Origin of the sequence: Streptomyces sp. NPDC014676 (assembly GCF_043084105.1) — a bacterium.
Classification (GTDB): domain Bacteria; phylum Actinomycetota; class Actinomycetes; order Streptomycetales; family Streptomycetaceae; genus Streptomyces.
Genome location: NZ_JBIBZI010000010.1, coordinates 237,452 through 263,296 on the forward strand (window position 1 = coordinate 237,452; position 25,845 = coordinate 263,296).

Annotated in this window: 18 protein-coding genes; 13 read left to right on the forward strand and 5 right to left on the reverse strand. The window is 74.9% G+C overall.

Annotated elements, in window-relative coordinates; genetic code table 11:
• The first annotated feature begins 71 nt into the window (after positions 1 to 71).
• The 4 genes from ACF1DX_RS26850 to ACF1DX_RS26865 all read left to right on the forward strand — a co-directional run bounded on the left by ACF1DX_RS26850 (position 72) and on the right by ACF1DX_RS26865 (position 14,174).
• Positions 72 to 8,708: an amino acid adenylation domain-containing protein gene (locus ACF1DX_RS26850; protein WP_391793695.1), complete on the forward strand. Its 8,637-nt coding sequence runs from the start codon at positions 72 to 74 to the stop codon at positions 8,706 to 8,708.
• A complete protein-coding gene (locus ACF1DX_RS26855; protein WP_391793696.1) occupies positions 8,701 to 12,603 on the forward strand; it encodes a type I polyketide synthase in 3,903 nt (1,300 codons plus the stop codon). The genes ACF1DX_RS26850 and ACF1DX_RS26855 overlap by 8 nt, the downstream gene beginning before the upstream one ends.
• 48 nt (positions 12,604 to 12,651) lie before the next feature.
• On the forward strand, positions 12,652 to 13,881 hold the full coding sequence (gene ccrA / locus ACF1DX_RS26860; protein WP_391793697.1) for a crotonyl-CoA carboxylase/reductase: 1,230 nt from the start codon (positions 12,652 to 12,654) through the stop codon (positions 13,879 to 13,881).
• Positions 13,882 to 13,979: 98 nt separating this feature from the next.
• Complete coding sequence (locus ACF1DX_RS26865) at positions 13,980 to 14,174, forward strand: antitoxin (RefSeq protein ID WP_391793698.1); 195 nt, start codon at positions 13,980 to 13,982, stop codon at positions 14,172 to 14,174.
• A gap of 148 nt (positions 14,175 to 14,322) precedes the next feature.
• On the opposite strand, the gene ACF1DX_RS26870 is transcribed toward ACF1DX_RS26865, so the two are convergent.
• Together ACF1DX_RS26870 and ACF1DX_RS26875 are read right to left on the reverse strand one after the other, a co-directional pair.
• Positions 14,323 to 15,807 carry a class I adenylate-forming enzyme family protein gene (locus ACF1DX_RS26870; protein ID WP_391793699.1) on the reverse strand — a complete coding sequence of 495 codons (1,485 nt, stop codon included), beginning with the start codon at positions 15,805 to 15,807 and terminating at the stop codon, positions 14,323 to 14,325.
• Positions 15,807 to 16,055, reverse strand: coding sequence for an acyl carrier protein (locus ACF1DX_RS26875; protein WP_391793700.1), 249 nt, complete (start codon positions 16,053 to 16,055; stop codon positions 15,807 to 15,809). Before ACF1DX_RS26875 ends, ACF1DX_RS26870 begins: the two co-directional genes overlap by 1 nt.
• Positions 16,056 to 16,379: 324 nt before the next feature.
• On the opposite strand from ACF1DX_RS26875, the gene paaA reads away from it, so the two are divergent.
• Genes paaA through ACF1DX_RS26920 form a run of 9 tightly spaced genes read left to right on the forward strand, consistent with a single transcriptional unit; the run spans position 16,380 to position 23,948 of the window.
• Positions 16,380 to 17,390, forward strand: a complete 1,011-nt coding sequence (gene paaA / locus ACF1DX_RS26880; protein WP_391793773.1) for a 1,2-phenylacetyl-CoA epoxidase subunit PaaA — start codon at positions 16,380 to 16,382, stop codon at positions 17,388 to 17,390.
• Entirely contained in the window at positions 17,387 to 17,698 is a 312-nt protein-coding gene (paaB, locus tag ACF1DX_RS26885) for a 1,2-phenylacetyl-CoA epoxidase subunit PaaB (protein ID WP_391793701.1), read from the forward strand. Before paaA ends, paaB begins: the two co-directional genes overlap by 4 nt.
• Before the next feature lie 58 nt (positions 17,699 to 17,756).
• The gene (paaC, locus tag ACF1DX_RS26890) at positions 17,757 to 18,497 is read left to right on the forward strand and encodes a 1,2-phenylacetyl-CoA epoxidase subunit PaaC (RefSeq protein ID WP_391793774.1); all 741 of its coding nucleotides are present in this window, start codon (positions 17,757 to 17,759) and stop codon (positions 18,495 to 18,497) included.
• Complete coding sequence (gene paaD, locus ACF1DX_RS26895) at positions 18,494 to 19,006, forward strand: 1,2-phenylacetyl-CoA epoxidase subunit PaaD (RefSeq protein WP_391793702.1); 513 nt, start codon at positions 18,494 to 18,496, stop codon at positions 19,004 to 19,006. The genes paaC and paaD overlap by 4 nt, the downstream gene beginning before the upstream one ends.
• Positions 19,007 to 19,014: 8 nt before the next feature.
• The gene (locus ACF1DX_RS26900) at positions 19,015 to 20,172 is read left to right on the forward strand and encodes a 2Fe-2S iron-sulfur cluster-binding protein (RefSeq protein WP_391793703.1); all 1,158 of its coding nucleotides are present in this window, start codon (positions 19,015 to 19,017) and stop codon (positions 20,170 to 20,172) included.
• 31 nt (positions 20,173 to 20,203) lie between these two features.
• Positions 20,204 to 20,980 (forward strand): SDR family oxidoreductase, encoded by a 777-nt coding sequence (locus ACF1DX_RS26905; RefSeq protein ID WP_391793704.1) that lies wholly within the window; start codon positions 20,204 to 20,206, stop codon positions 20,978 to 20,980.
• Between the two features lie 25 nt (positions 20,981 to 21,005).
• Positions 21,006 to 21,854, forward strand: coding sequence for a tryptophan 2,3-dioxygenase (locus ACF1DX_RS26910; RefSeq protein WP_391793705.1), 849 nt, complete (start codon positions 21,006 to 21,008; stop codon positions 21,852 to 21,854).
• Positions 21,844 to 22,692, forward strand: coding sequence for an alpha/beta hydrolase family protein (locus tag ACF1DX_RS26915; RefSeq protein ID WP_391793706.1), 849 nt, complete (start codon positions 21,844 to 21,846; stop codon positions 22,690 to 22,692). Before ACF1DX_RS26910 ends, ACF1DX_RS26915 begins: the two co-directional genes overlap by 11 nt.
• Positions 22,689 to 23,948, forward strand: coding sequence for a kynureninase (locus tag ACF1DX_RS26920; RefSeq protein WP_391793707.1), 1,260 nt, complete (start codon positions 22,689 to 22,691; stop codon positions 23,946 to 23,948). The genes ACF1DX_RS26915 and ACF1DX_RS26920 overlap by 4 nt, the downstream gene beginning before the upstream one ends.
• A gap of 110 nt (positions 23,949 to 24,058) precedes the next feature.
• On the opposite strand, the gene ACF1DX_RS26925 is transcribed toward ACF1DX_RS26920, so the two are convergent.
• The 3 genes from ACF1DX_RS26925 to ACF1DX_RS26935 form a co-directional block, all read right to left on the reverse strand.
• Positions 24,059 to 24,655, reverse strand: coding sequence for a lytic transglycosylase domain-containing protein (locus ACF1DX_RS26925; RefSeq protein WP_391793708.1), 597 nt, complete (start codon positions 24,653 to 24,655; stop codon positions 24,059 to 24,061).
• An 80-nt stretch (positions 24,656 to 24,735) separates the two neighbouring features.
• Positions 24,736 to 24,933 carry a hypothetical protein gene (locus ACF1DX_RS26930; RefSeq protein WP_391793709.1) on the reverse strand — a complete coding sequence of 66 codons (198 nt, stop codon included), beginning with the start codon at positions 24,931 to 24,933 and terminating at the stop codon, positions 24,736 to 24,738.
• Between the two features lie 394 nt (positions 24,934 to 25,327).
• Positions 25,328 to 25,525 carry a hypothetical protein gene (locus ACF1DX_RS26935; RefSeq protein WP_217131942.1) on the reverse strand — a complete coding sequence of 66 codons (198 nt, stop codon included), beginning with the start codon at positions 25,523 to 25,525 and terminating at the stop codon, positions 25,328 to 25,330.
• Between the last annotated feature and the right edge of the window lie 320 nt (positions 25,526 to 25,845).

A 25,845-nucleotide genomic window follows, 5' to 3' on the forward strand; every position in this document is an offset into this window, starting at 1 on the left:
GCCGTACCCGTCCGATCCGGCCGGGCCTTCGCCGTCCGGGACATTACGGCTTGCCACGTGAGGGTTGTGCTATGTCACTCCAGGAGGACGAACGTCGACCGCTGTCCGGAGCCCAGGAGGGCCTCTGGTACGCCGGGCGGCTCGCACCGGACAGCGCCGCGTACAACACGGCGGAGGCGGTGGAGATCCACGGCCCTCTCGACACCGCCCTGTTCGAGACCGCGCTGCGGCGCACCGTCGGTGAGGCCGACACCTTCGCCCTGCGTTTCGCCGACACCGGCGACGGCCCGTGCTGCCACCTCGCTCCGGACGCGGACGACTGGCCCCTGCACCGGGTCGACGTCAGCGGCGCCGACGATCCGGAAGCCGCCGCGTGGGCCCACGTCCGCGCCGATCTCGCGGCCCCCGTGGACCTGGACAAGGGCCCGCTGTTCGCCCACACCCTGCTGACCCTGGCCCCCGACCGGTTCCTCTGGCTGTTGAGAGCCCATCACCTCCTGCTCGACGGCTACAGCTACAAGCTCCTCGGGCGGCGCCTGGCCGAGACGTACAACGCCCTGGCCGAGGGGCGCGAGCCGGACCCCTGCGGCTTCGCGCCGGTGAGCCGGCTCCACGAGGAAGAGGCGGCCTACCGCGCCTCCGAGCGGTACGCCCGCGACCGCGACCACTGGGCGCGGCGCCTGGCCGGCCTGCCGGAGCCCGCCCGCCTCACCTCCCGTACGGCCGCCCCCACCGCGCCCTTCCTGCGCCGCACCGCCGAACTGACGCCCGCCGAGACCGAAGCCCTCGACGCCGCCGCGGCCCGCCTCGGCGTCCGGCGCACCGACCTGCTGACCGCCGCCACCGCCGCCTACCTGCACCGCATGACCGGCGCCGGGGACCTGGTGCTGGGCCTGGCCACCATGAGCCGGCTCGGCAGCGCCGCCCTGCGCACCCCCGGCACCGCCTCCGACGTCCTCCCGCTGCGCGTGGCCGCCGCCCCCGGCACGCCCCTCGCCGAGCTGGCGCGGGCCGTCGCCGGCGAACTGGAGGCGCTGCGCCGCCACCAGCGCTACCGGGGCGAGTTCCTCCGCCGCGACCTGGGCCTGCTGGGCACCGGACGCCGGCTGTACGGGCCGGTCCTCAACATCGTCCCGTTCGACGAGTCCCCGGTCTTCGGCGGACACCCCACCACCTGGCACCACCTGTCCGGCGGAGCCGTCGACGACCTCCAGATCTCGGTGCGCCCCGGCGCCCGCCCCGGCGGACTGTGGCTGGCCCTCGACGCCAACCCCGCCCTGTACGGGGAAGACGAACTCGCCCTGCACCGCGACCGGTTCCTCACACTGCTGCGTCGGCTGGCCGAGGCGGAGCCGACGACGCCGCTGCGCGACCTGGACATCCTGCTGCCGGGCGAACACCCCCGCGACACGCCCGTGCACACGTATCCGGTCGAGCGGACCCTCACGGAGCTGTTCGAGGAGCGGGCGGCGGCCGGGCCCGAGCGGACCGCCGTCACCTGCGGGGACGAACGGCTCACGTACGCCGAGCTCAACGCCGAGGCCAACCGCCTGGCCCGGCTGCTGACCGAACACGGCGCCGGCCCCGGCCGGGTGGTGGCGCTGGCCCTGGAGCGCGGCGTGCGGCTGCTGCCCGCCCTGCTGGCCGTCCTCAAGACCGGCGCCGCCTACCTGCCCCTGGACCCCGGCCACCCGGCCGAGCGGCTGCGGCTGGTCGTCGAGGACGCGGCCCCCGTCGTCCTCGTCACCGAGCGCGCCCACGCCCACCTCGCCCACGATGCCGTCCCCGTCGTCCGGTTGGACGACCCGGAGGTCGCGGCGGACCTCGCCCGCCGCCCCGCCACCGACCTGAGCGACGCCGACCGGAACGGGCCGGTGAGCCCGTCCGACACCGCGTACGTCATCCACACCTCCGGCTCCACCGGCCGCCCCAAGGGCGTGCCCGTCCCGCACGCGAACGTCGTACGGCTCTTCGCCGCCGCGTCCGCACACTTCGACTTCCGCCCCGACGACGTGTGGGCGCTGTTCCACTCCTACGCCTTCGACTTCTCCGTGTGGGAGATCTGGGGCGCCCTGCTGCACGGCGGCCGGGTCGTCGTCGTGCCGTACGCCGTCAGCCGCTCGCCGAGGGAGTTCCTGGAGCTGCTGCACCGCGAGGGCGTGACGGTCCTCAACCAGACGCCGTCCGCCTTCGAGCAGCTGATCGACGCCGACCTGGAACGGGCCGGGGACACCGGGGCGTTGCGCTACGTCGTCTTCGGCGGCGAGGCCCTGCGCCCCGCGCGGCTGCGCCCCTGGGCCGACCGGCACGGCCTGGACCGCCCGGCGCTGGTGAACATGTACGGCATCACCGAGACCACCGTGCACGTCACCCACCACCGCCTCACCCGCGCCGACCTGGACGATCCGCGCCGCGGCAGCGTCATCGGCACCCCGCTCGCCGACCTCCGCGTCCACCTGCTGGACGCCGCGGGTCGCCCGGTGCCGCCCGGCGCGACCGGCGAGATGTACGTCTCCGGCGCCGGCGTCGCCGCCGGATACCTGAACCGGCCCGAGCTGACCGCCGAACGCTTCCTCGACGACCCCTACGGCCCGCCCGGCACCCGCATGTACCGTTCGGGCGACCTGGCCCGGTGCCGCCCCGACGGCACGCTCGACTACGTCGGCCGCGCCGACGCCCAGGTGCAGCTGCGCGGCTTCCGCGTCGAACCCGGCGAGATCGAGGCCGTCCTCGCCGCCCATCCGGGCGTCGCCCGCGCCGCCGTCGTGCCCCGCCGCGCCGGCAGCGGTGCCCTGCACCTCGTCGCCTACACCGTCCCCGCGGGCGACGGACCCGTGGACCCCGCCGAACTGCGCGCCCACGCCGCCGCCCACCTGCCCGAGCACATGGTCCCGGCCGCCTGCGTCCCGGTGGACACACTGCCGCTGACCGCGAACGGCAAGCTCGACGCCCAGGCCCTGCCCGACCCCGACTTCACCGCCGCCGCGTCCGGCACCCGCCCCGCGACACCGGGACAAGCCCTGGTATGCGCCCTGTTCGAGGACGTCCTGAAACTGCCGCGGGACACCGTGGGAACCGACGTCAACTTCTTCGACCTGGGCGGCGACTCCCTCCTCGCCACCCGCCTGCTGGCCCGCCTGCGGCACGGGACCGGCGCCGAGATCCCCCTCACCGCCCTGTTCGATACGCCGACCCCGGCCGCCCTCGCCCGGCGGCTCGACGTACGGGCGGACGACACCCCGCCCCGGCCGGTCCTCGGCGACGCCGCACGCCCGCAGCGGGTGCCCCTGTCCTTCGCCCAGGAACGCATGTGGTTCCTGAACCGGCTCGACGAGGGAGCGGCCACCTACAACATCCCGCTCCTCGTCCCGGTCGGCGCCGGCCTCGACACCGAGGCGCTCCGGTCGGCCCTCGGCGACCTGGCCGACCGCCACGAGATCCTGCGGACGGTGATCGCCGAGCACGACGGCGTCCCCCACCAGCGCATCCTGCCGCCGGGGGAGCTGCGCCCGGTACTGCGGCACGTCGACTGCCCCGCCGCGGAGACCGCCGCCCACGTCACCGCCGCGCTGCGGCACCGCTTCGACCTCACCGCCGAAAGCCCCCTCACCGCCTGGCTGCTGGGCACCGGCAGCGAGCGGGTGCTGCTGTTCGTCCTGCACCACAGCGCGGCCGACGGCTGGTCGCTCGGCCCCTTCGCCGCCGACCTGAGCACCGCCTACGCGGCCCGCCGGGCCGGCCGGACACCCACGTGGACCCCGCTGCCGGCGCAGTACGCCGACTACGCGCTGTGGCAGCGCGCCCTGCTGGCCCCCGGACCGGACGGCCCGGGCCTGCTGGAGCGGCTCACCTCCCACTGGCGCACCGCGCTGGACGGCCTGCCCGAGGAGTGCACCCTGCCCGGCGACCGGCCGCGTCCCACCGCACCGCGCGGCGGCGGCGCCCACGTCGAGGCCACCGTCGACGCCGCCCTGCACCGCACCCTGCTGCGCCTCGCCGACCGCGAGGGCGCCAGCCTGTTCATGGTGCTGCACGCCGCCGTCGGCGCCCTGCTCACCCGCTGCGGCGCCGGCGAGGACATCGTCCTCGGCACCCCCGTCGCCGGCCGCACCGAACCCGCGCTGGATCCCCTGATCGGCCTGATCACCAACACCCTGGTGCTGCGCGCCGACACCTCGGGCGACCCCGCCTTCCGGGAGCTCCTCGCCCGGCTGCGCACCACCGACCTGGCCGCCCTCGACCACCAGGACCTGCCCTTCGACCGGCTGGTGGACGACCTCAACCCGCCCCGCACACCCGGCCGGCACCCCCTGTTCCAGGTGATGCTGGCCCTGCAGAACAACACACCCGCCGTCCTCGAACTCGACTCCACCCGAGCCGAGTTGCGGCCCACCGCCACCGGAACCGCCAAGTTCGACCTCTTCGTGGACGTCCTGGAACACCACACTCCCGAAGGCGCCCCCGACGGCCTGACCCTGCACGTCGAGTACGCCACCGACCTCTACGACGCCGGCACCGCCGAGGCGTTCACCCACGCCCTGCACGAGACCCTGCGCACGGTGGGCGCCGACCCCGGGACCCGCCTCGCGGAACTGCCCGCGCTCCCCGGGCGCACCCCCGCCCCGGCCGCGACCGACCCCGCGGAACTGGAGCACGCGGCCCTCGCCGTGCCCGGCATCCGCGACGTCCGCGCCCTGCCCGGCACCGACGGCACCCCACCGCGCCTGTACGTGGTGCCGGGGCGGGCGGACGCCGCCGAACGCGTCGAGGACGCCCTGGACCGCGCCGGCCACGACACCGTCCGCGTCACGGCGGTGAACGTGCTGCCCCGCGCGGCGGACGGAACCGTGGACACCGCGGCGCTGCGCGCCCTGCCCGCCGTCGACCGCACCGCGGCCGGGACCTGGCGGGAGCACCTGACCGCCCTCCCCGGCGTCACCACCGCCGAGGTGACGGCGGAGAACACCCCCGGGGAACTGGACCGCCGCCACGCCGGCCTGCCCGACCGCACCACGCGACCCGCCCCCGCCCGCACCGACCGCGCGTCCGCCGTCCCGGCGCTCAGCGAGGGCCCCGCCCTGACCGAGCCGTCCGTGCCGAGCTGGGCCGAGGCCCTGCGCCGCGCCGCCGAACGGGGCCGGGGCGACATCGTCCACGTCCACGCCGACGGCGGCGAACACCGGCGCACCTACGCCTCCCTGATCCCCGAGGCCTCCCGCGTCCTCGCCGGTCTGCGCCGGGCGGGCCTGCGCCCGGGCGACCGGGTCATCCTCCAGTGCGACGCCACCGAGGACTTCATCGCCGTGCTGTGGGGCTGCGTCCTCGGCGGCTTCGTCGCCGTCCCGCTGACCGTCCCCGTCTCCTACGACACCCCCTCGGCGGCGCTGACCAAACTGGAGGGCATCTGGCGGATGCTCGGCCGGCCCCAGGTCGTGTGCTCCGCCGGCCGTGAGGCCGGGCTGCGCGCCCTCGCCGCCCGGCAGGCCTGGCCCGACCTGCGGCTCACCACGGCCGACGCGCTGCGCGAGGCGCCCGAGGACCACGACTGGCACCCCGCCGGGCCGGACGACCTCCTGCTGATGCTGATGACGTCCGGCAGCACCGGCCTGCCCAAGGCGGTGCGGCTCACCCACCGCAACGTGCTGACCCGCTCCGCCGCCACCGAGCAGCTGAACGGGCTCGGCGCGGACGACGTCTCCCTGAACTGGATCCCGCTCGACCACGTCACCGGCGTGGTCATGTTCCACCTGCGGGACGTGTACCTGGGCTGCCGCCAGATCCACGCCCCCACCTCCTGGGTCCTCGAGGACCCGCTGCGCTGGATGGACCTCGCCGACCGGCACCGGGTCACCGTCACCTGGGCGCCCAACTTCGCCTTCGGACTCCTCGCCGAGCAGTCCCACCGCTTCACCGACCGCACCTGGGACCTGTCACCGATGCGGCTGGCGATGAACGCCGGCGAGGTCGTCGTCGCCCAGGCCGCCCGCAGGTTCCTGCACGCGCTGAAGCCGTTCGGCCTGCCGCAGCACGTGATGCACCCCGGCTGGGGCATGTCCGAGACCTGCTCCGTGGTGACCGATGCCGTCCTGCCCGGCGAACCCGACGCCACCGAGGGCGCCTTCGTCAGCTGCGGCCGGCCCTACCCGGGGTTCGCCATGCGGGTCGTCGACGAGCAGGGCACCCTCCTGAAGGAGGACGAGGCCGGCCGGCTCCAGGTCCGCGGCACCTCCGTGACCGGCGGCTACCACGACAACGCGGCGGCCAACGCGGAGGCGTTCACCGAGGACGGCTGGTTCGACACCGGCGACCTGGCGTTCCTGCGGGACGGCGAGCTGTACATCACCGGCCGCGCCAAGGACGTCATCATCGTCAACGGCGTCAACCACTACAGCCACGAGATCGAGTCCTGCGTCGAGGAACTGCCGTACGTGGAGCGGAGTTTCACCGCCGCGGTCGCGGTGCGCACCGACCCGTCGTCGCCCACCGACGAACTGGCCCTGTTCTTCCACCTCACTCCCGAAGCCGCCGCCGAACCGGCCGGCGCCCTCCGCGAGATCGCCGGCAAGGTCACCCGGGAGATCGGCGTCAGCCCCTCCTTCCTGATCCCGGTCGCGCGGGACGCCGTGCCCAAGACCGAGATCGGCAAGATCCAGCGCACCAAGCTGCGCAAGGGCTTCGAGGCGGGCGACTTCGACGACGAGGTCCGCCGGACCCAGATGCTGCTGGGCACCGCCACGACCGTCCCCGACTGGTTCCTGCGACCGGTGTGGCAGCGGACGGAACACCCCGGTGCCCCTGCGACGGCGTCCGGCCGGCACACCCTCGTCCTGGCGGGCGGCGACCCCCGGGCCGGAAAGCTCGCGGAACGGCTCGCCGACGCGCTGCGGTCCGCCGGCGGCCTGTGCACGGTGGTCGGCGAGGCAGCGTCGTACGCCCGGCTCGACGCCGCGCACTACAGGGTGCGGCCCGCCGAGGAAGCCGACTACGGCGTGCTGCTGGGGCAGTTGGAGCACGACCAGCGGCCGGTCGACGCCGTCCTCCACATCGACGGGCTGCGCGGCACGGAGGATCCGGAGACGGCACCGGACGACACGACCGGCGCGGAGCGACTGCTCGCGTTCGCCCGCGCCCTCACCACCCGGCCCGGACGGCAGCGTCCCGTCGACCTCGTCCACGTGACGGCGGGTGCCCAGGCCGTGCGCCCCGGCGACCGCCCCTCCCCGGCCCACGCCATGGCGGGCGCGCTCCTCAAGTCACTGGCCGAGGAGTCCGGTTGGCTGCGTGCCACGCACCTCGACCTCGCACCGGACGAGGGCGCGGACCCGCTGCCCGTCCTGCTGGCCGAGGCGACGGTCACCGCGGACGGCGCGGAGGTGGCGTACCGCGACGGGCACCGGTACGTACGCCGCCTCGCCCCCCTGTCCGACACCCCGTCCCGCGTCGAGCCGTCCGCCCACGACGGCTTCACCCTGCTCACCGGCGGACTGGGCGGCGTCGGCGTCGAGATCGCGGCGCACCTGCTCCGCACCCCCGGCACCCGGCTGCTGATCGTGGGCCGCACACCGGCAGCCGAGGCCGCCGTTCCGGCGCGGCTGAGCGAGCTGGGCGAGGTCCGCTACGCCCGCGCCGACGTCACCGACGAACGCCAGGTGCGGGCCGCGGTGGAGGCCGCCGCCGAGGCGTGGGGCGTGCCCCTGGGGTCGGTGCTGCACCTGGCCGGCACGTTCGTGGAACGGCCCGTGGGGGAGCTGGACGCCGCCACCTGGCGCCGGGCGCTGGAGGCCAAGGTGCGCGGCGCGTGGACGCTGCACCGGCTCACCGCCGACCACCCGGTCGGTTCCTTCGTCACCTTCTCCTCGGTGAACGGCTTCTTCGGCGGCGCCATGAACGCCGCCTACGCCGCCGCCAACGCCTACCTGGACGCCCTCGCCCACCACCGCCGCGCCCTCGGCCTGCCCGCGCAGTCCCTGGCCTGGAGCATGTGGCGCGAGCGCGGCATGAGCCGCGGCTACGGGCTCACCGCGCTCACCGAGGCCCGCGGCTACCGGCTGCTCGACGTCCCCGCCGCGCTGCGCTCCTTCGACCTGGCCCGCTCCCTGGACGAGCCGCACCTGCTGATCGGCGCCGACCGCACCGCCCCCTGGGTCCGCAGCCACGTCGTGGCCCCCGTGCGGCAGGTGCGGCGCCTGGCCGCGCGCGTCGGTCTGGAGGACGGCACCGACCTGGGTGCCCTGTACCGCGCGGCGGCCGACGGCGCCCGCGCGGCCGGCCTGTCCGACGCGTGGACACTGCGCTCGGCGGGCACCACAGCACGCCCGGACGAGACGGAGACGGGAGAGGACCCGCGGCGGCTGGAGCACCGGCTCGCCGAGGTGTGGTGCGGCGTCCTGGGACGCGACCGGGTGGGCCGGGACGAGAACTTCTTCGACCTGGGCGGCAACTCCCTGCTCCTGGTCACCGCCCGGACCGCCGTCAACCGCGCCTTCGGCACCGACCTGTCGGTGGTCGACCTGTTCGCGCACCCCACCGTCCGGGACCTCGCCCGCCACCTGTCGGAACGCGGCGCCGCCCCGGCGGCGGACGCCGAACCGTCACCCCGGCCGGAGGCCGGCGGCGGCCTGGACCACGCCAGGGAACAAGCACAGCGCCAGCGCGCCGCCCGCGCGCGCCGCGCCGCACGGCACGGGAAGGACCGGGGCCGTGCGTGAACCCACCGGGCCGGGCCGGAACGAGACGAAGTCCCCGCACGACACCACCGAGCCGGGAGAGGACGAGGCACAGGCCGTGCACGACACCACCACACCCCATGACGAGGACCTCCCCGCCGTCGCCGTCATCGGCATGGCGGGCCGCTTCCCCGGCGCCGACGACCTCGACGCCTTCTGGGAGAACCTCGCGGCCGGCCGGGAGGCGATCCGGCCCGTCACCGACGAGGAGTTCCTCGCCGCGGGCGGCGACCCGCGCGACCTGGAAGACCCGGCACTGGTCCGGATGGCGTCGGTCGTCGAGGGCATCGACCGCTTCGACTCCGGCTTCTTCGGCTACAGCCCCGCCGAGGCCGCCGTCGTCGACCCGCAGCAGCGGCTGCTGCTGGAGACGGCCTACCACGCCCTGGAGGACGCCGGCTGCCTCGGCGGGGACCGTACGGGCGAGGCGTTCGGCGTGTACGCGGGCGCGGGCGACAGCCGCTACTACCCGGCCCACGTGTACCCGCGCTTCGCCGGGCAGCCCGGCTCGGTGGCGCTCGTCCACGCGGCCACCGCCAACTCCCTCGGCACCCTCGCCACCCGCGTCTCCTACGAACTGGGCCTCACCGGCCCGAGCGTGTCGCTCCAGACGGCCTGCTCCACCGCGCTGGTCGCCGTGCACACCGCCTGCCAGGACCTGCTGGACCACCGCTGCGACACCGCGCTCGCCGCCGCCGTCTCCCTCAACCCCTCCGCCGTCCTCGGCTACCGCCACGTGCCCGACGGGCCGTTCTCGCCCGACGGCCACTGCCGCGCCTTCGCCGCGGACGCCGCCGGCACCTCCTCCGGCGACGGTGTGGGAGCCGTCGTGCTCAAACGGCTGGAGGACGCCCTCGCCGACGGCGACCGCATCCGCGCCGTCATCCGCGGCAGCGCCGTCAACAACGACGGCCGCCGCAAGGTCGGCTTCAGCGCGCCCAGCGCCCCCGGACAGACCGAGGTCGTCCTCGCCGCCCAGGCCCAGGCGGAGGTCGACGCCGGCACCATCGGCCTGGTCGAGGCGCACGGCACCGCCACGAAACTCGGCGACCCGATCGAGGTGTCCGCCCTGACGGAGGCGTTCCGGCAGAGCACGCAACACACCGGATTCTGTGCGCTCGGCTCGGTCAAGACCAACATCGGCCACCTCGGAGCCGCCGCCGGCATCGCCGGACTCATCAAGGCGGTCCTGGCCCTGGAACACCGGCAGATCCCGCCGAGCCTGCACTTCGACCGCCCCAACCCGCTCATCGACTTCGACACGAGCCCCTTCCGCGTGCCCACCGCCCTGGAGGACTGGCCCGCGGGCGACCACCCCCGCCGCGCCGCCGTCAGCGCCTTCGGCATCGGCGGCACCAACGCCCACGTCGTCCTGGAGGAGGCCCCGCCCGCCGCCCCCGCCGCGCCGCGCCCGCCCGAGGACGACCGCCGCCTGGTGCTGCCCCTGTCCGCCCGTACCGCCGGTGCCCTGCGCGGCCAGGCCGAGGCACTCGCCCGGCACCTCGAACGCCGCCCGGAACTGCGGCTGGACGACGTGGCCCACTCCCTGCGCACCGACCGGCCCGCCCTGCGCCACCGGCTCACCGTCACGGCGGCCTCCCGCGACGAGGCCCTCGACGCGCTGCGCTCCGCCGCCCCCCTCACCCCGCCGCTCTCCGACGAGCCGGCCCGCGTGGCGTTCCTGCTGCCCGGCGGCGGCACCCAGTACCCCGGCATGGGAGCGGAGCTGTACCGCGACCACACCGTGTACCGCGACACCGTCGACGAGTGCGCCCGCGTCCTGCGGCCCGTCCTCGGCGCCGACCTGCGCACCGCCCTCTTCGAGGAACGGCGGCCCGACGACATCTCCGCCTTCCTCGGGCTCGTGGTCACCGAGTACGCCCTGGCCCGCACGCTCATCGAGTCGGGCGTGCGCCCCGACGCGCTGATCGGCCACTCGCTCGGCGAGTACACGGCGGCCTGCCTGGCCGGCGTCATCGACCTGGCGGACATGCTGCCCCTGGTCACCGAACGCATCCGGCTCATCAGCTCCGCAGGCGGGGCCACCGTCGGCGTCGCCGCCCCGGCCGAGGAGATCCGGCCGCTGCTCGACGACGAACTGTCCCTGGCCGCCGTCAACGGCCCCCAGGCATGCACCGTCGCCGGACACCTCGACGCCGTCACCCGCTTCGAGGCCGAACTCACCCGCCGGAACGTGCCGTTCCGCCGCCTGCGCATCCCCGTCGCGGCCCACTCCCACGTCCTGGACCCGGTCCTGCCGGCCTACGAGACCCACCTCCGCCAGGTCACCCTGCGCCCCCCGCGCATCCCGTACGTCACCAACGTCACCGGCACCTGGGCCACCGACGCCCAGGCCACCTCCGTACGGCACTGGATCGACCACACCCGCGACACCGTGCGGTTCGCCGACGGCATCACCGCCCTCTGGGACCGCATGCACCCCGTCCTGGTGGAGATCGGGCCGGGCGACACCCTGACCAAGCTGGCCACCGGCCGGCTCGCCGACGAGGCACCGGTGACCGTGACCACCATGCGGCACGCCAAGGCCGAGGCGTCCGACGGGTTCGTCCTCGCCGAGGCGCTGGGACGGCTGTGGAGCGCGGGCGTGGACAGCGCCCTGCCCCCCGTGCCGGGCGCACCCCGGCGGGCACCGCTGCCCCCGTACGCCTTCGAACGCCGGCGCCACTGGATCGACGCCCCCGGCGCCCGGACCGGCCCCGCCGCCTCCGACGACACCCCGGCCGCGACGGACACCGGTCCCGGCCTCGCCCCGCGGCCCCGGCTGACGACCGAGCACGTACCGCCGCGCACCGACCGCGAACAGGCGGTGACCCGGCTCTGGGAGGAGACCCTGGGAATCGGCGGCATCGGCCTGCACGACAACTTCTTCGACCTCGGCGGCGACTCCATGCGCGCCGTGCTGCTGGCGGGCCGGCTCCGACAGGCCGGCGTCCTCGACGTCCCGGCGGCGACCCTGCTGGCCGCGCCCACGGTGGCCGGGGTCCTCGCCTCCGCCGACGAACCGGACGGGACCACCACGGGGAAGGCGCGGACCGCGCTGAGCCCGCTGCTGCCGCTGCGCGCCGAAGGCACCGCCACGCCCCTGTTCTGCGTCCACCCCGGCGCGGGCGTGTCCTGGCGCTACACGGGCCTGCTGCCCCACCTCGGCGGCGACCAGCCCGTCCACGGCATCCAGGCGGCCGGCCTCGACGGCACCACCCCGCCCGCGCCCGACGCCGCCGCCATGGTCGCCCACTACCTCGACCTGGTGCGCCGGGTGCAGCCGCACGGCCCGTACCGGCTGCTGGGCTGGTCCTACGGCGGATTCGTCGCACACGCCATGGCCTGCGCCCTCCAGCGCGACGGCGAGCGGGTCGAACTCCTCGCCATGCTCGACGCACCCCAGCCGCACGGCACCGCCCACGACCCCGACGCGGCCGAACGCCAGGTGGCGGCCCTGCTGTCCCGGGTGGCCGGACTCCCCGTCGACCCCGGCGCGGCACCCCCGGACGTCGACACCGTCCTGGACCGGATCGACGCCCGGGTCACGGCCGACCCGTCGAGTTCCCCCGTCACCCGCGCCGAGGCCGCCGCCATCGCCGCCGTCATGCGCAACAACCTGCGCATCGCACCCCAGTTCACCCCCGGCGTCTTCCGGGGCGACGTGCTGTTCTTCAGCGCGGCCGAGGAGGAACCCACGGACTTCCCGGCCGACCTGGCGGTGCTGCCCGGCAAGGCGGACAGCTGGCGGCCCCACGTCGACGGCACCCTGCACGACCACCAAGTGCCGTGCGGACACTACGAGATGACCGAACCCGATCCGATCGCCCGCATCGGCGAGACGGTCGCCAAGGCCCTGCGCGGCCTCGCCGGCTGAACAGGCCTCCCCTTGAGCACCCTTGAGCACACGTTGAGGAGAACCAGCGTGAGAGCGACCCAGGAACTCTACGAACTCGGCGACGCGCCCGAGATCGGCACCGCACCCCGGCGGATGTACGCCTCGCTGATCCGCCGTGAGCGCTACGGACAGCCCGTCGACGCCTTCCGGACCGAGGTGGTCGACGTCCCGCCCGTGGGCCGCGGACAGGTCCTGGTGAAGGTGATGGCCGCCGGAATCAACTACAACAACGTCTGGGCGGCTCTGGGTTCGCCGCTCGACGTGATCGCCGCCCGGCAGAAGGCGGGCGCCACCGAGGACTTCCACATCGGTGGCTCCGACCTGTCCGGGATCGTGTGGGCGGTCGGCGAGGACGTGCGCGGGGTGAGGCTCGGCGACGAGGTCGTCGTCCTCGCCAACCGCTGGGACGAGAAGGCCGACGACATCCGCCTCGGCGGCGACCCCACCTGGTCCACCAGCCAGCGGGTGTGGGGGTACGAGGAGAACTACGGCTCCTTCGCCCAGTTCGCCGTCGTCGACGACTACATGTGCCACCCCAAGCCCGCCCGGCTGTCCTGGGCGGAGGCCGCCTGCTACATGGCGACCGCGGCCACCGCCTACCGTCAGCTCTTCGGCTGGCCGCCGCACACGGTGCGCCCCGGCGACCCGGTGCTGATCTGGGGCGGCGCCGGCGGCCTCGGCTGCATCGCCATCCAGCTCGTCCGGCACGTCGGCGGCATCCCCGTCGCGGTCGTCTCCAGCGAGGAACGCGGCGAGTTCTGCCTCAAGCTGGGCGCCGAGGGCTTCATCGACCGGCGCCGGTTCGACCACTGGGGGCGGCTGCCGGACACCTCCGACGAGGCGGCGATGGGCCGCTGGCTGTCGGGGGCCCGCGCCTTCGGGCGGGCCTTCTGGGAGGTGCTCGGCGAGCGCCGCAGCCCGCGCATCGTGCTGGAGCACTCCGGCGCCGACACCGTCCCCACCTCCCTGTACCTGTGCGACAACGGCGGCATGGTCGTCCTGTGCGGCGGCACCACCGGCTACAACGGCGACGTCGACCTGCGGTTCCTGTGGATGCGGCAGAAGCGCCTGCAGGGCTCGCACGTCGCCACCGCCCGCGAGGCACGTGAGGTCACCCGGCTGATCGACCAGGGCATCATCGACCCATGCCTGTCCCGCACCTTCGATTTCGACGAGATAGGCCTCGCCCACCAGCTCATCCACGACAACCGGCACCCGGCGGGGAACATGGCCGCACGGGTGGGCGACCGGGGATGAGGGACGGGACGGCGGTGCGCGGGGCCGGGTGATTCGCGCACCGCCGGAGGGGTACCTGCGGCGGGGTACGACGCACGTGTACTCACGGGAGGTACCCCATGGGCAAGCTGGGCGACATGATGAACAAGGCCAAGCAGATGGCCAAGGGCCACCCCGACCAGGCCGACAAGGGCGTCGCGGGCGCCGAGCGAGCGGTCGACCGGCGGACGGGCGACAAGTACGACGCCCAGACCGACAAGGCCGCCGACACGGCGCGGCGCTCCTACCGGGACGGCGGTACACCGGAGCGCTGACCCGGCACGAACGGCTTCCCCCTCCCCAGGGACGATGCTCGGGGGAGGGGGAAGCCCATGATGAGCCGCGGGCGCCGGCCGGCCCGAGTACACCGACCGCCGGCAGCGGACGCGGCGCGGCCACGTCACCGTCCGCCGCCGCGCGCGCTCACACCCGCAGCAGCTTCTTGACGATCTTCCCGGCGGGATTGCGCGGCACCTGCTCGATGAACTCCACCCGTCGCGGGCGCTTGTACGGGGCGAGCAGCCCCGCGACGTGCGCGAGCAGCGCCGCCGCGTCCGCTTCCGCGTCCGGCTCCGGAACCACGTACGCCAGCGGCACCTCGCCGTAGTCCTCGTCGGGCATTCCGACGACCGCCGCGTCCCGGACCGCCGGGTGGGTCATCAGGGCGCGCTCGATCTCCGAGGGGTAGACGTTCTGACCCGCGCGGATGATCACGTCCTTCGTGCGGTCCACCAGGCTGATGCGGCCCTCGTCGTCCATGAAGCCGAGGTCGCCCGTCCTGATCCAGCCGTCGAGGGTGATCTCACGGGTGGCCTCCGGGTCGTTCCAGTAGCCCCGCATGACGCCCGGCCCGCGCACCACGATCTCCCCGGTCTCGCCGGGCGGCAGCTCCCGGCCGCCCTCGTCCACCGCGCGGGCGGACATGCCCGGCACGACCCGCCCGCACGGGATACGGACGGTGACGTCCCCGGGGGCGGGGTGCTCGTCGGGGCCGAGCGTGACGAACGGGCCGCCCACCTCGGTCATGCCGTACACCTGCCGGAAGCCGCAGCCGAGCCGTTCGACCGCCTCCGCGTAGACGTCGAGCGGCATGGGGGCGGCCCCGTACAGGACCTCCCGCAGGGAGGACAGGTCGGCACGGTGGGACGCCCGGGCCTGCAGCATGAAGCGCAGCATCTGCGGCACCAGCCACATGTGCGTGGCGCGGTGCCGCTCCACCGCGGACAGCGCCCGCTGCGGGGTGAAGCCGGGCATCAGCACGACCGTCGCGCCGGCCGCCAGGTAGGTCAGCGACACGACCATGCTGCCGTGGTACAGCGGGCAGCAGTTGACCATGACGATGTCGTCGGTGGGGCGGGCCATCACCAGCCAGCCCAGGGCGATGGCCCGGAACGACGCGCTGTCGACGGTGACGCCCTTGGCCTGCCCGGTGGTCGCCGAGGTGTGCAGCACGGCGATCGGGTCGGTGTCGGCGACGTCCGGCAGGTCCCGTTCGGTGGCCAGGGTGCCCAGCGCCGCGAAGGCGGGTTTGTCGAGGGCCAGCCGGATCCGTACCGACGCCGGCAGTTCGGTGTGCCGGTCCAGCAGCTCGGACTCACCGAGGACCGCCACCGCGCCGACGCGCTCGACGATCCCGGCGACCTCGGGCTCGGCCAGGCTGTGGTTCAGCGGCACGAACAGCGCGCCGAGCCGGGCCAGCGCGAAGTAGCTCTCCAGGACCTCGATCCGGTCCTTGGAGAGCACGGCGACCCGGTCACCCCGCTCGATGCCCAGGTCGGCCAGCCCGCGTGCCAGTTCCAGCGTGCGGTCGTGGAACTCGGCCCAGGTGACGCTGCGTTCCTCGTCGACCAGCGCGGTCCCGCCGGGCCGGCACTGACGGTTGCGTTCCAGCAGTTGCGTCAGCCACATCACGCACCGCCGCTCGCACCGGCGACCGCGTGCTCGGCCACGAAGCGCTCGTAGTCGCCGATCGTGCGCAGCTCCTCCATGTCCCGGGCGGTGATCTCCACGCCGAGCCGCTGCTCGACCAGGAGGACGAGGCGCACCAGGTCCCCGGAGTCGATGCCACTGGCGGCCAGGTCGACGTCGTCGCCGACCTGGTCGGCGTACTCGGCCGTACCGGTGAGTTCGACCAGCAACTCCCTGATGGTGCTCATGGTTTCCCCTTTCGCCTCGGCGTGCCGGCCGCCGCGCGGTGTTACGACTGTCACCCCCTGAAGAGGCGGGTGCGGCCCGGTCCCACTCCCCGGGCCGGTCCGTGAGCTTTGTCACGCGCCCGAACCTCGCGCGGCGGGGATAGCGGGGCCGCCCGCCCGGCCTCTTACCGCAACGAAGCCACCCGCTCCGCCCGCCCCCCGCGGGCGGTCCCGAGCCGAAGGAGTGATGCGCGTGCCCAGGCAGCCGGTACGGGTCAGGACCCCGGGACGGTGCCCGCAGCACGGCACCGCCGCGGCGGTCACCGGACGCCCGGGCGGTACCCGGTGAGCGCCTCGGCCACCACCGCCCCCGCGGACGAGGACGAGCTGCTCGCCCGTTTCGACGCGCTCGTCGCCGGCGGCGGGACGATCGAATCGCGCGACTGGATGCCCGACGGATACCGCCGCATGCTGGTCCGCCAGATCGCCCAGCACGCCCACTCCGAGATCATCGGCATGCAGCCGGAGGGCGCCTGGCTCACCCGCGCCCCGTCCCTGCACCGCAAGTCGGTCCTCCTCGCCAAGGTCCAGGACGAGGCCGGTCACGGCCTGTACCTGTACTCCGCCGCCGAGACGCTCGGCGTGGACCGCGCCGACCTGCTGGACGCCCTGCACCACGGCCGGCAGCGCGCCTCCGCCACCTTCAACCACCCCGCGCTGACCTGGGCGGACACCGGGGCCATCGCCTGGCTGACGGACGGTGCCGCCGTCATCAACCAGGCGCCCCTGTGCCGCACCTCCTACGGGCCGTACGCCCGGGCGATGCGCCGCGTCTGCCAGGAGGAGGCCTTCCACGTGCGGCAGGGCTACGACCTGATGCGCGCCCTGTGCGAGGGGACGCCGCAGCAGAAGGAGATGGCGCAGGACGCGGTGAACCGCTGGTGGCTGCCGGCCGTGGCGCTGATGTTCGGGCCGCCCGACACCGAGGCGGGCGGCGCCGACGCGCGGACCGCCGCGCTGGGCGCCGCGGTCTCCCGCCGCGCGATCGCCTGGGGCATCAAGCGCCACACCAACGACGAACTGCGCCAGCGCTTCGTCGACAGTTGCGTGCCCCAGGCCGAACGCCTCGGCCTGACGCTGCCCGACCCGGCGATCCGCTGGAACGAGGAACGCGGCCACTACGACTTCACCCCGGTCGACTGGGACACCTACCGCGAGGCGCTGGGCGACGACACCCACTGGGCGCGGCAGCGGATCGCGCACCGCAGGGCCGCGCACGAGGACGGCGCCTGGGTCCGCCGGGCCGCCGCCGCGTACGCCGCCCGGACGGACACGACGACAGGAGGGGACGCATGAGCGGGGCACCGGAGGGCGCGCCGGCGTCCTGGGAGGTCTTCCTGCGGGCCCGCCGGGGCCTGGCCCACCAGCACGCGGGGTCGGTGCGCGCGGCCGGCCCGGACGCGGCGCTGGCCGCCGCCCGCGACCTGTACACCCGCCGGGGCGACCCCCTGTCGCTGTGGGTGGTCCGATCCGACGCCGTGCACACGGTCTCCCCGGACGAACGCGACGCGTACTTCGCGGGCGCCCGCCACAAGCCGTACCGCCACACCGAGCACTACGCGCCGCTGACCGAGAAAGGCCCCGAAGGTGAGCACCACGAGTGACCTCCCGGCGGTACGCCCGGGCACCCCGCCGGGCGAAGGGCCGTCCACCGAGCCCGACCTGGCCCGCCATCTCCTGCGCCTCGGCGACGACGCCCTCGTCCTCGGGCAGCGCCTGTGCCAGTGGATCACCCGCGCGCCGACCGTCGACGAGGACCTGGCCCTGTCCAACATCGCCCTCGACCTCATCGGCCACGCCCGCGCCCTGTTCACCCGGGCCGGACGGCTCGACGGAACCGGCCGCACCGAGGACGACCTCGCCTACGGCCGCTCGGAACGCGAGTTCACCAACGCCCTGCTGACCGAACTCCCCAACGGGGACTTCGCGACGACCGTGGCCCGGCAGCTCGCCTACACCCACTACGCCGTCCTGTACTACGAGGCGCTCGCGCACCGCGCCGACCCCGAACTCGCCGCGTTCGGGGCGCGCGCCGCCAAGGAGGTCGCCTTCCACCGGCTGCACGCGGACCGCTGGACGGTGACCCTGGGACGCGGCACCGAGGAGAGCGCCCGCCGCATGCGGCACGGCCTGGAACGGGTGTGGCCGTACACCGGCGAACTCTTCGAGGAGGACGACGTACTGCGCCGTCTGGCCGCCTCCGGCACCGTGCCCTCACCGGCGCCTCTGCGCGAGACGTGGCTCGACCGGGTCACCGGCGTCGTCACCGGGGCGGGACTCACCGTGCCCACGCCCACCTGGTCGGCCACGGGAGGCCGCTCGGGCCTGCACACCGAGGAGTTCGGCCCGCTGATCGCCGAACTGCAGTCGGTACGACGGCAGTTCCCCGGAGGTGCCTGGTGAACGGGCCCGCACCGTCCACGGCCCGCCGCTCCGCCGAGGAGGTGCGCGAGCGGGTGGAGGCGCTTCCGGACCCGGAACTGCCGGTGATCGGCCTGGGCGACCTCGGCGTGGTGGGCTCCGTCGCCCCGGGCGCCGACGGCGTACTGGAGGTGGAGATCACGCCCACCTACCTGGGCTGCCCCGCGCTGCCCGAGATCACCGCCGCCGTACGGGAGGTCCTGGCCGACTGCGGCCACCCCGAGGGCCGCGTCCGGCAGGTCCTGACACCGCCCTGGACGACGGACCGCGTCACCCCCGAGGGACGGCGCAAGCTCGCCGCGCACGGCATCGCCCCGCCCGTGTCCCCGGCCCCCGCCGGCCCGGTCACCGTCGAACCGGTCGCGGTGCCCTGCCCGCACTGCGGCTCACGGGCCACCCGGCCGCACAGCCTCTTCGGGCCCTCCCGCTGCCAGTCGGTGCTGTGGTGCACGGCGTGCCGCGAGCCCTTCCCCCACCTGACCGCGCTGTGAGGCACACCGTGGACACCGCCACCATCCCGCCCGCTCCCCTCGACGGGGTACCGGCCGGCCCGCCCCGCCGCACCGGCTGGCACCCGCTGGAGGTCACCGAGGTCCGGCACCTGACCGCCGACACGGTGGCCGTCACCCTGGACGTGCCCGCCGCACTGCGCGACGTCTTCACCCACCACCCCGGCCGGCACGTCACCGTTCGGCACCGCCGGGCCGGCGCCGCACTGCGCCGCAGCTACTCGCTCTGCCCGCCACCGCACGCCCCCGAGACGCTCCGCCTGGTGATCAAACGGTCCGGCCCCGGCGGTTTCGGCGAGCACGCCACTACCCGGCTCGCACCCGGCGACCACCTCGAACTCTCCCCGCCCACCGGGACCTTCGCCCTGCCGGAGCTGCCCGGCGCCCACCACGTCCTGCTCGCGGGCGGCACCGGCATCACCCCCCTGGCCCCGATGGCCGCCCACGCGCTGCGCCGGGACCCGGCCTGCCGCGTCAGCCTCGTCCACTCGGTCCGCACCTCCGCCGACGCCCTGCTGGCCGACGAGGTGGCCGAGCTGAAGGACGAGTTCGTCGACCGCCTCACCGTCCTGTACGTGCTGACCCGTGAGGACCCGCGGAGCGGGGGCGGCCCGCTCGCGCGGCGGCTGGACACGGCCGGGCTGCGCCGCCTGCTGGCGGCCGTGGACGCCCGTCCCGGCCCGGACACCACGTTCGCCCTGTGCGGACCGCCCGGCCTCGTCGACACCGCACGGCGGGTCCTGGCCGACGAGGGAGCCGATCCGTCGCTCGTCCGCTGGGAACTGTTCACGTCCGACGACACGGCACCGCGGCCACCGGAGACGACCGGGCCGCCACCGAAGAGGACCGGACCGGCACCGGAGACGGGGGAGACCCGGGTCACCGCCCTGCTCGACGGGCGCCCCCGTGCCACCACCGTCCTGCCGCACGACCCTGCCCTCCTCGACGCGCTGCTGCGCGCCCACCCCGACGTGCCGTACGCCTGCCGTGAGGGCGTGTGCGGCAGCTGCCGCGCGAAGGTCCTGTCCGGGCAGGTGACGGCGGACCGCCAGCACGCCCTGGACGAGCGGGACCGCGCCACCGGCTACACCCTCGTCTGCCGGGCCCGGCCGCGCACCCCCGAGATCACCCTCGACTTCGACGCCTGACCCGTACGCCCGACAGCGAAGGAGACCCACGATGACCGCCACCGCCCGCCACGCGGGGAAGACCGCCCTGGTCACCGGAGGCAGCCGGGGCATCGGCAGAGCCGTCAGCCGCCGTCTCGCCCGCGAGGGCGCCCTGGTGGCGGTCCACTACGGCCACGACCTGACGGCCGCCGAACGCACCGTCAAGGAGATCGAGGCCGACGGCGGCCGTGCCTTCCCCGTACACGCCGAACTCGGTGTCCCCGGCGACGCCGACACCCTGTGGTCCGCCTTCGACCGGGCCCTGGCGGAGCAGGACGCCCCGGAGGGCCTGGACATCCTCGTCAACAACGCGGGCATCACCCTCCCGCGTCCGCTCGCCCAGGTGACCGAGGCCGACTACGACCGCGTCTTCGCGATCAACACCAAGGCACCGTTCTTCATCATCCAGCGCGGACTGGACCGCCTGCGGGACGGCGGCAGGATCGTCAACATCTCCTCCGTCGCGACCCGCGTCGCCTTCCCGGCGATCGTCTCGTACACCATGACCAAGGCCGCCCTCGACTACCTCACCCTCTCCCTCGCCCAGGAACTGGGCCCCCGGGGCATCACCGTCAACGCCGTCGCACCCGGCTACACCGAGACGGAGATCAACCCCACCCTCGCCGTCCCGGAGATCCGCCGCCGCTACTCCGAGGCTTCCACCTTCGGCCGGCTCGGCGACCCGGCGGACATCGCCGACGTCGTCTCCTTCGTCGCGAGCGACGACGCCCGCTGGGTGACCGGCCAGTGGATCGACGCCTCCGGCGGCGCCCACCTCGGTGTGTGACCCGTCCGCGCCCCTAGGAGATGCGATGAACGACCGCACGTCCGCCCTCGACGAGCCGGTGACGGACGACGCCCTGACCCGGCCCTTCGCGGGCGCCAGCCCCTACGACACCTACGTGCACGCGTCCGTCCTCAACTCGCTGCAGCACCCGCTCACCGAGGCCCCGGACGAGATGGGGTTCCTCGTCACCACCCAGGTGATGGAGCTGTGGTTCACCCTGATCGTGCACGAGTGGCGCACGGCCCGGGTCGCCTTCGCCAAGGACGACCTGCCCGCGGCCATGGACGCGCTGGAGCGCAGCCGCCGCGCGCTGAGCGCCCTGGGCGGCTCCTGGGCGCCCATCGCCGCACTCACGCCCGCCCAGTTCAACGGCTTCCGGGCCGCGTTCGGCCAGGCGTCGGGCTTCCAGTCGGCGATGTACCGCCACATGGAGTTCCTCCTCGGCGACAAGTCCGCCGGGCTGCTGCGCGCCCACCGCGGCGACCCGGCCGTCCACGAGGCGCTCGCCGAGACCTACCGCGAACCGTCCCTGTATGACGAGGTGCTGGCCTACCTCCACCGCCAGGGCCTGCCCGTCCCGCACCACGTCCGCGAGCGGGACGTGACCAGCCCCTACACCGGCGACCCCGGGGTCGTGGAGGTCTGGCGGCACGTCTACGCCGGACCGCGGCACCACCCCCACCTGGCGCTCGGCGAACTGCTCACCGACATCGCCGAACTCGTCACCCGCTGGCGGTTCGACCACGTCCTGGTGGTCCGCCGCGCCATGGGCGCCAGACCGGGCAGCGCCGGCTCCGCCGGACTGGCCTGGCTGGAGCAGCGGGCGGCCCGCCCGGTCTTCCCCGAGCTGTGGGAGGCGCGCGGTGACGTCTAGGGCGATCTCCGCCTTCGCCGCCGAGGAGGAGCGGCGGGTCCTGAGCCTGAAGCCGGTGCTGGCACCGGTGCACGGCCGCTACGGCGACCACCCCCACCAGTCCTACGACGCCTGGCCGTCCGACGACCCCGGCGCCCCGCTGGTCGTCCTGCTGCACGGCGGCTACTGGCGCTACGACCGGATGCACCTCACCCCCTTCGCGGCCTACCTCTCCCAGCAGGGCTTCGACGTCCTGCTCCCCGGCTTCCGCCGGTCCGGCGGCGCGGGCGGCCACCCCGAGACCTTCGACGACGTCGCCCGCATCGTGGACACCCTGCCCCAGGGCCGGCCCTACGTCCTCGCGGGCCACTGCTCCGGCGGCCACCTGGCGCTGTGGTGCGCCGCCCGGGGACTGCTGCCGCCCGGCTCGCGCTGGCACACGCGCACCCTGCCGACGAGCGTGCTCGCCCTCGCGCCGATCACCGACCTCACCGCCACCCGCCGCGACGGCCTCAGCGACGACGCCGCCCTGCAACTCCTGGGCGGGGAGGAGCACTTCGACCGGCGGCTGCCCGAGGTCGACCCCCTCACCCTGCTGCGGGACGCCGGCACCACCGGCGTTCCCACCGTGCTGCTGCACGGCGCCGCCGACGAGGAGGTCCCGCTCACCCAGTTCAGCGACTACGCGGCCGTGCACCGGGACCTCAGGACGGTCGTCCTGCCCGGCACCGGCCACTACACCCTCATCGAACCGGGAGCACCCGGCGCCCGCGCGGTCGCCGACACCCTCCGGGAGATGGCGGCCGCCTTCACCCCGGAGGACCCCGGCCGCGCGGACGAGGAGGCCGCACACCGATGACCACCGCACTCTCCGCACCGGCCGGCCTGCGCGAACGGGCCGCACGGCTCGACGCCGACGACCCCCTGGCCCCTCTCCGCGCACGCTTCCTGCTCCCGCCGGACGTCGTCCACCTCGACGGCAACTCCCTGGGCCCGCTGCCCGCCGCCGTACCGGCGGCCCTCGACGACGTCGTACGGCGCCAGTGGGCCACCGGACTCATCGGCTCCTGGAACGCGGAAGGCTGGTGGGAGGCGCCCCTGCGGGTGGGGGACGCCATCGGCGCGCTCATCGGGGCCGCGCCGGGGCAGACGGTCGCGGGCGACTCCACCAGCGTGCAGCTGTTCACCGCGCTCGACGCCGCGGCGGCGCTCCGCCCGGACCGCCCGCTGCTGGTCACCGACCCCGGGCACTTCCCCACCGACCGCTATCTGGCGGACGCGGTCGCCCGCCGCCGGGGCCTGGAGGTACGGCGGGTGCCGCCGGAGGACCTCCCGCGCCTCCTCGCCGCCGAGGGCCACCGGGTCGCCGTCGTCAGCTACGCGCCCGTCGACTTCCGCACCGGCGAGCTCCACGACATGCGGGCGCTGACCCGGGCCGCCCACGACGCCGGCGCCCTCGCGCTGTGGGACCTGTGCCACGCGGCCGGTGCCCTGCCCCTCGACGTCGACGCCCTCGGCGTCGACCTGGCCGTCGGCTGCGGCTACAAGTTCCTCTCCGGCGGCCCCGGCGCCCCCGCCTTCCTGTACGTGGCGCACCGCCACCACGCCGGCCTGGAGACGCCGTTGCCGGGCTGGACCGGCCATGCCGACCCGTTCGGCCTGGCCCGGGAGTACACACCCGCCCCCGGCATCGCCCGCGCCCGCATCGGCACCCCGCCGATCCTGTCCCTGCTCGCCCTCGAGGCGGCCCTCACCGCCTTCGACGGCGTCGACCTGACCCGGGTCCGCGCCAAGAGCCTCTCCCTGACGGGCTTCTTCCTGCGCTGCGCGGACGAACTCCTGACCCCCCTGGGCTTCACCTCCGTCACCCCGGCCGACCCCGGCCGCCGCGGCAGCCAGGTCACCCTCCGCCACCCCCACGCCCGCGGGCTGGTCGCCGCCCTCGCCGAGCACGGCGTCATCGCCGACATGCGCGCGCCCGACCTGCTGCGCTTCGGCGTCAACGCCCTCTACACCAGCCACCGGGACCTGCTCACCGCCGCCCTCCGCCTGCGGGACCTCACCCGGGACGCCGCCTACGACCCCGCGCCGCCGGCCGCGGGACCGGTGACCTGAGGGACCCGCGGCCGGCCCGCCCACCGGGCGCACGAAGCTCACCGCCACCGCCGCCCACGACCCCACCAGGACCGGCCCGGCTGACGACCAAGGCGAACACCGTCGCGGTGTCAGCCGGTGACCGTGTCGCGTGGCTCGCCGCCGGCCAGGGCTTCGGCGGCTCGTTCCCGGTGGGCGCGGAAACGGCGCAGGTACGACCGTGCCATGGGGCCCGGCGGGACGCCCCGGGCGAAGGCGCGCATGTTGCGTTCGCCCGTGTTGTAGCCGAGGGCGAGGAGCTCGTCGCGGGTGTAACGGCGTACGTGCCGCCTCGGAAGGCTCCGGTCGAGGTCCTTCAGGTGCAGGGCGGCCGAGCGAACGGCGAGGGCCGGGTCGTCGCGCAGGTCCTGCCACCGCTCCGGCAGGCCGTGCGTCCGCCGGACCCGCTCGAACGTCGCCCGGTGCATGTTCGCCAGGCCGAAGGACGCCCCGGGCTTCCACCACTGCCACAACCGCTCCAGCAGGGGATGGTGCGGCTTGTACGCCTCGTTGTGGAGCACGGTCATCACGAGCAGGGGCGAGACCCCGGCCTCCCGGGCACCGCGCACCACGACCGCCGCGTAGTCGGCCGGCTCGTAGCCGCCGGGGCGCAGCGGCGGCGTCCGGACGCCCTCACGCTCCGCCGCTCCGGACCCCTGCCGCGCTGCCGCCACCGGTCGTTCGGTCATCGTCGATCACCCCTCCACCGTCCTGAGGTGCGCGTGCCCCCGAGTCCCTGCCCCAATCCGGACCCGCGGCGCCGGACCGGCTACGACTCACACCATTCGCCCGGAGGCACCGTCCGCGTCCGGGCGAAGCCGTACACCACCTCCCAGGCCCGGTCGATGTCCAGGACGAAGTCGCCCGTGAACGCGGCGAAGCCGTTCATGACCGGGACTTCGACCTCGGCACCCGAGGGCACAGTGCCGTCTCCCACCAGCAGGGACAGCCGCTCAGTGTCGCCCATCGGATGGACCACTGCGTGATCACCCCGAAAGGCCAGGATCAGCACCGGGAACCCTCTGCTCGGCGACCGGACCTCGATGTATCCCCGGCCACGGGAACGCAGTTCGTTGAAGCGGTCCGTCAGATCCTTCACCCCCGGACACCTCTCAACCGGATGGAACAGCCCTGATTCCGGCGACGTCGCCGCCCACGCCACGCTCATCCAGCCACGCTCGCCCCGTACAAGTGATTGCCTGCGATCCGGTGCCACGCTCCCACGCTCCACCACGACGCGCCCACCGGGCCGGTCGCGTGATCGTGTCACGCGCTCAAAGGCCGGGGGTTCCGTCGCGGAGCCGTGAAGACGGTGACGAGGACGGTCGAGGACCGTTCGGCGGAGCCCGGAACCCCTTGGCTCACAGCAGCAGGGGCAGGGCGACGAGGGCCGCCCCGCTCGCACCGAGGGCCGCCAGCAGCGAGCCGGGCCAGTCGCCGGACTGGGCGTAGGTGAGCAGCCCGGCCAGCAGTCCCGCCACCACCGAGGCCAGGAGGATGAGGGCCCACCGCAACGACAGCCGGTCCGGCGTGGGCGTGGGCGGGGACGGTTCGGACATACGGCTCTCCTGCCGCTGTGTCAGGACGGGACGGGGCGGCCCTCTCCTGCGGACCGCCGCGCGCCGGCGCCGGTCCCGATGCGGCCCATCCCGCGACCCATCCGGCCGTGCCCGGCGCCACCGGCACCTCTCGAATGATGACCAGAGTACCCATCTGAGCACTATCAGAGAAGGCTACTGATACGGCATCACAGACCGTGCAGGGGCACGAAAGAGCGCTCACTGCCCTTCGCGCGCCCTGGCGTGCGCCCGTCCCGCCCTCCGTGCTCCCGCACCCGGCTTCGCACTCCCGAAAGTGGTGCCCGTACCGCTGACCACGA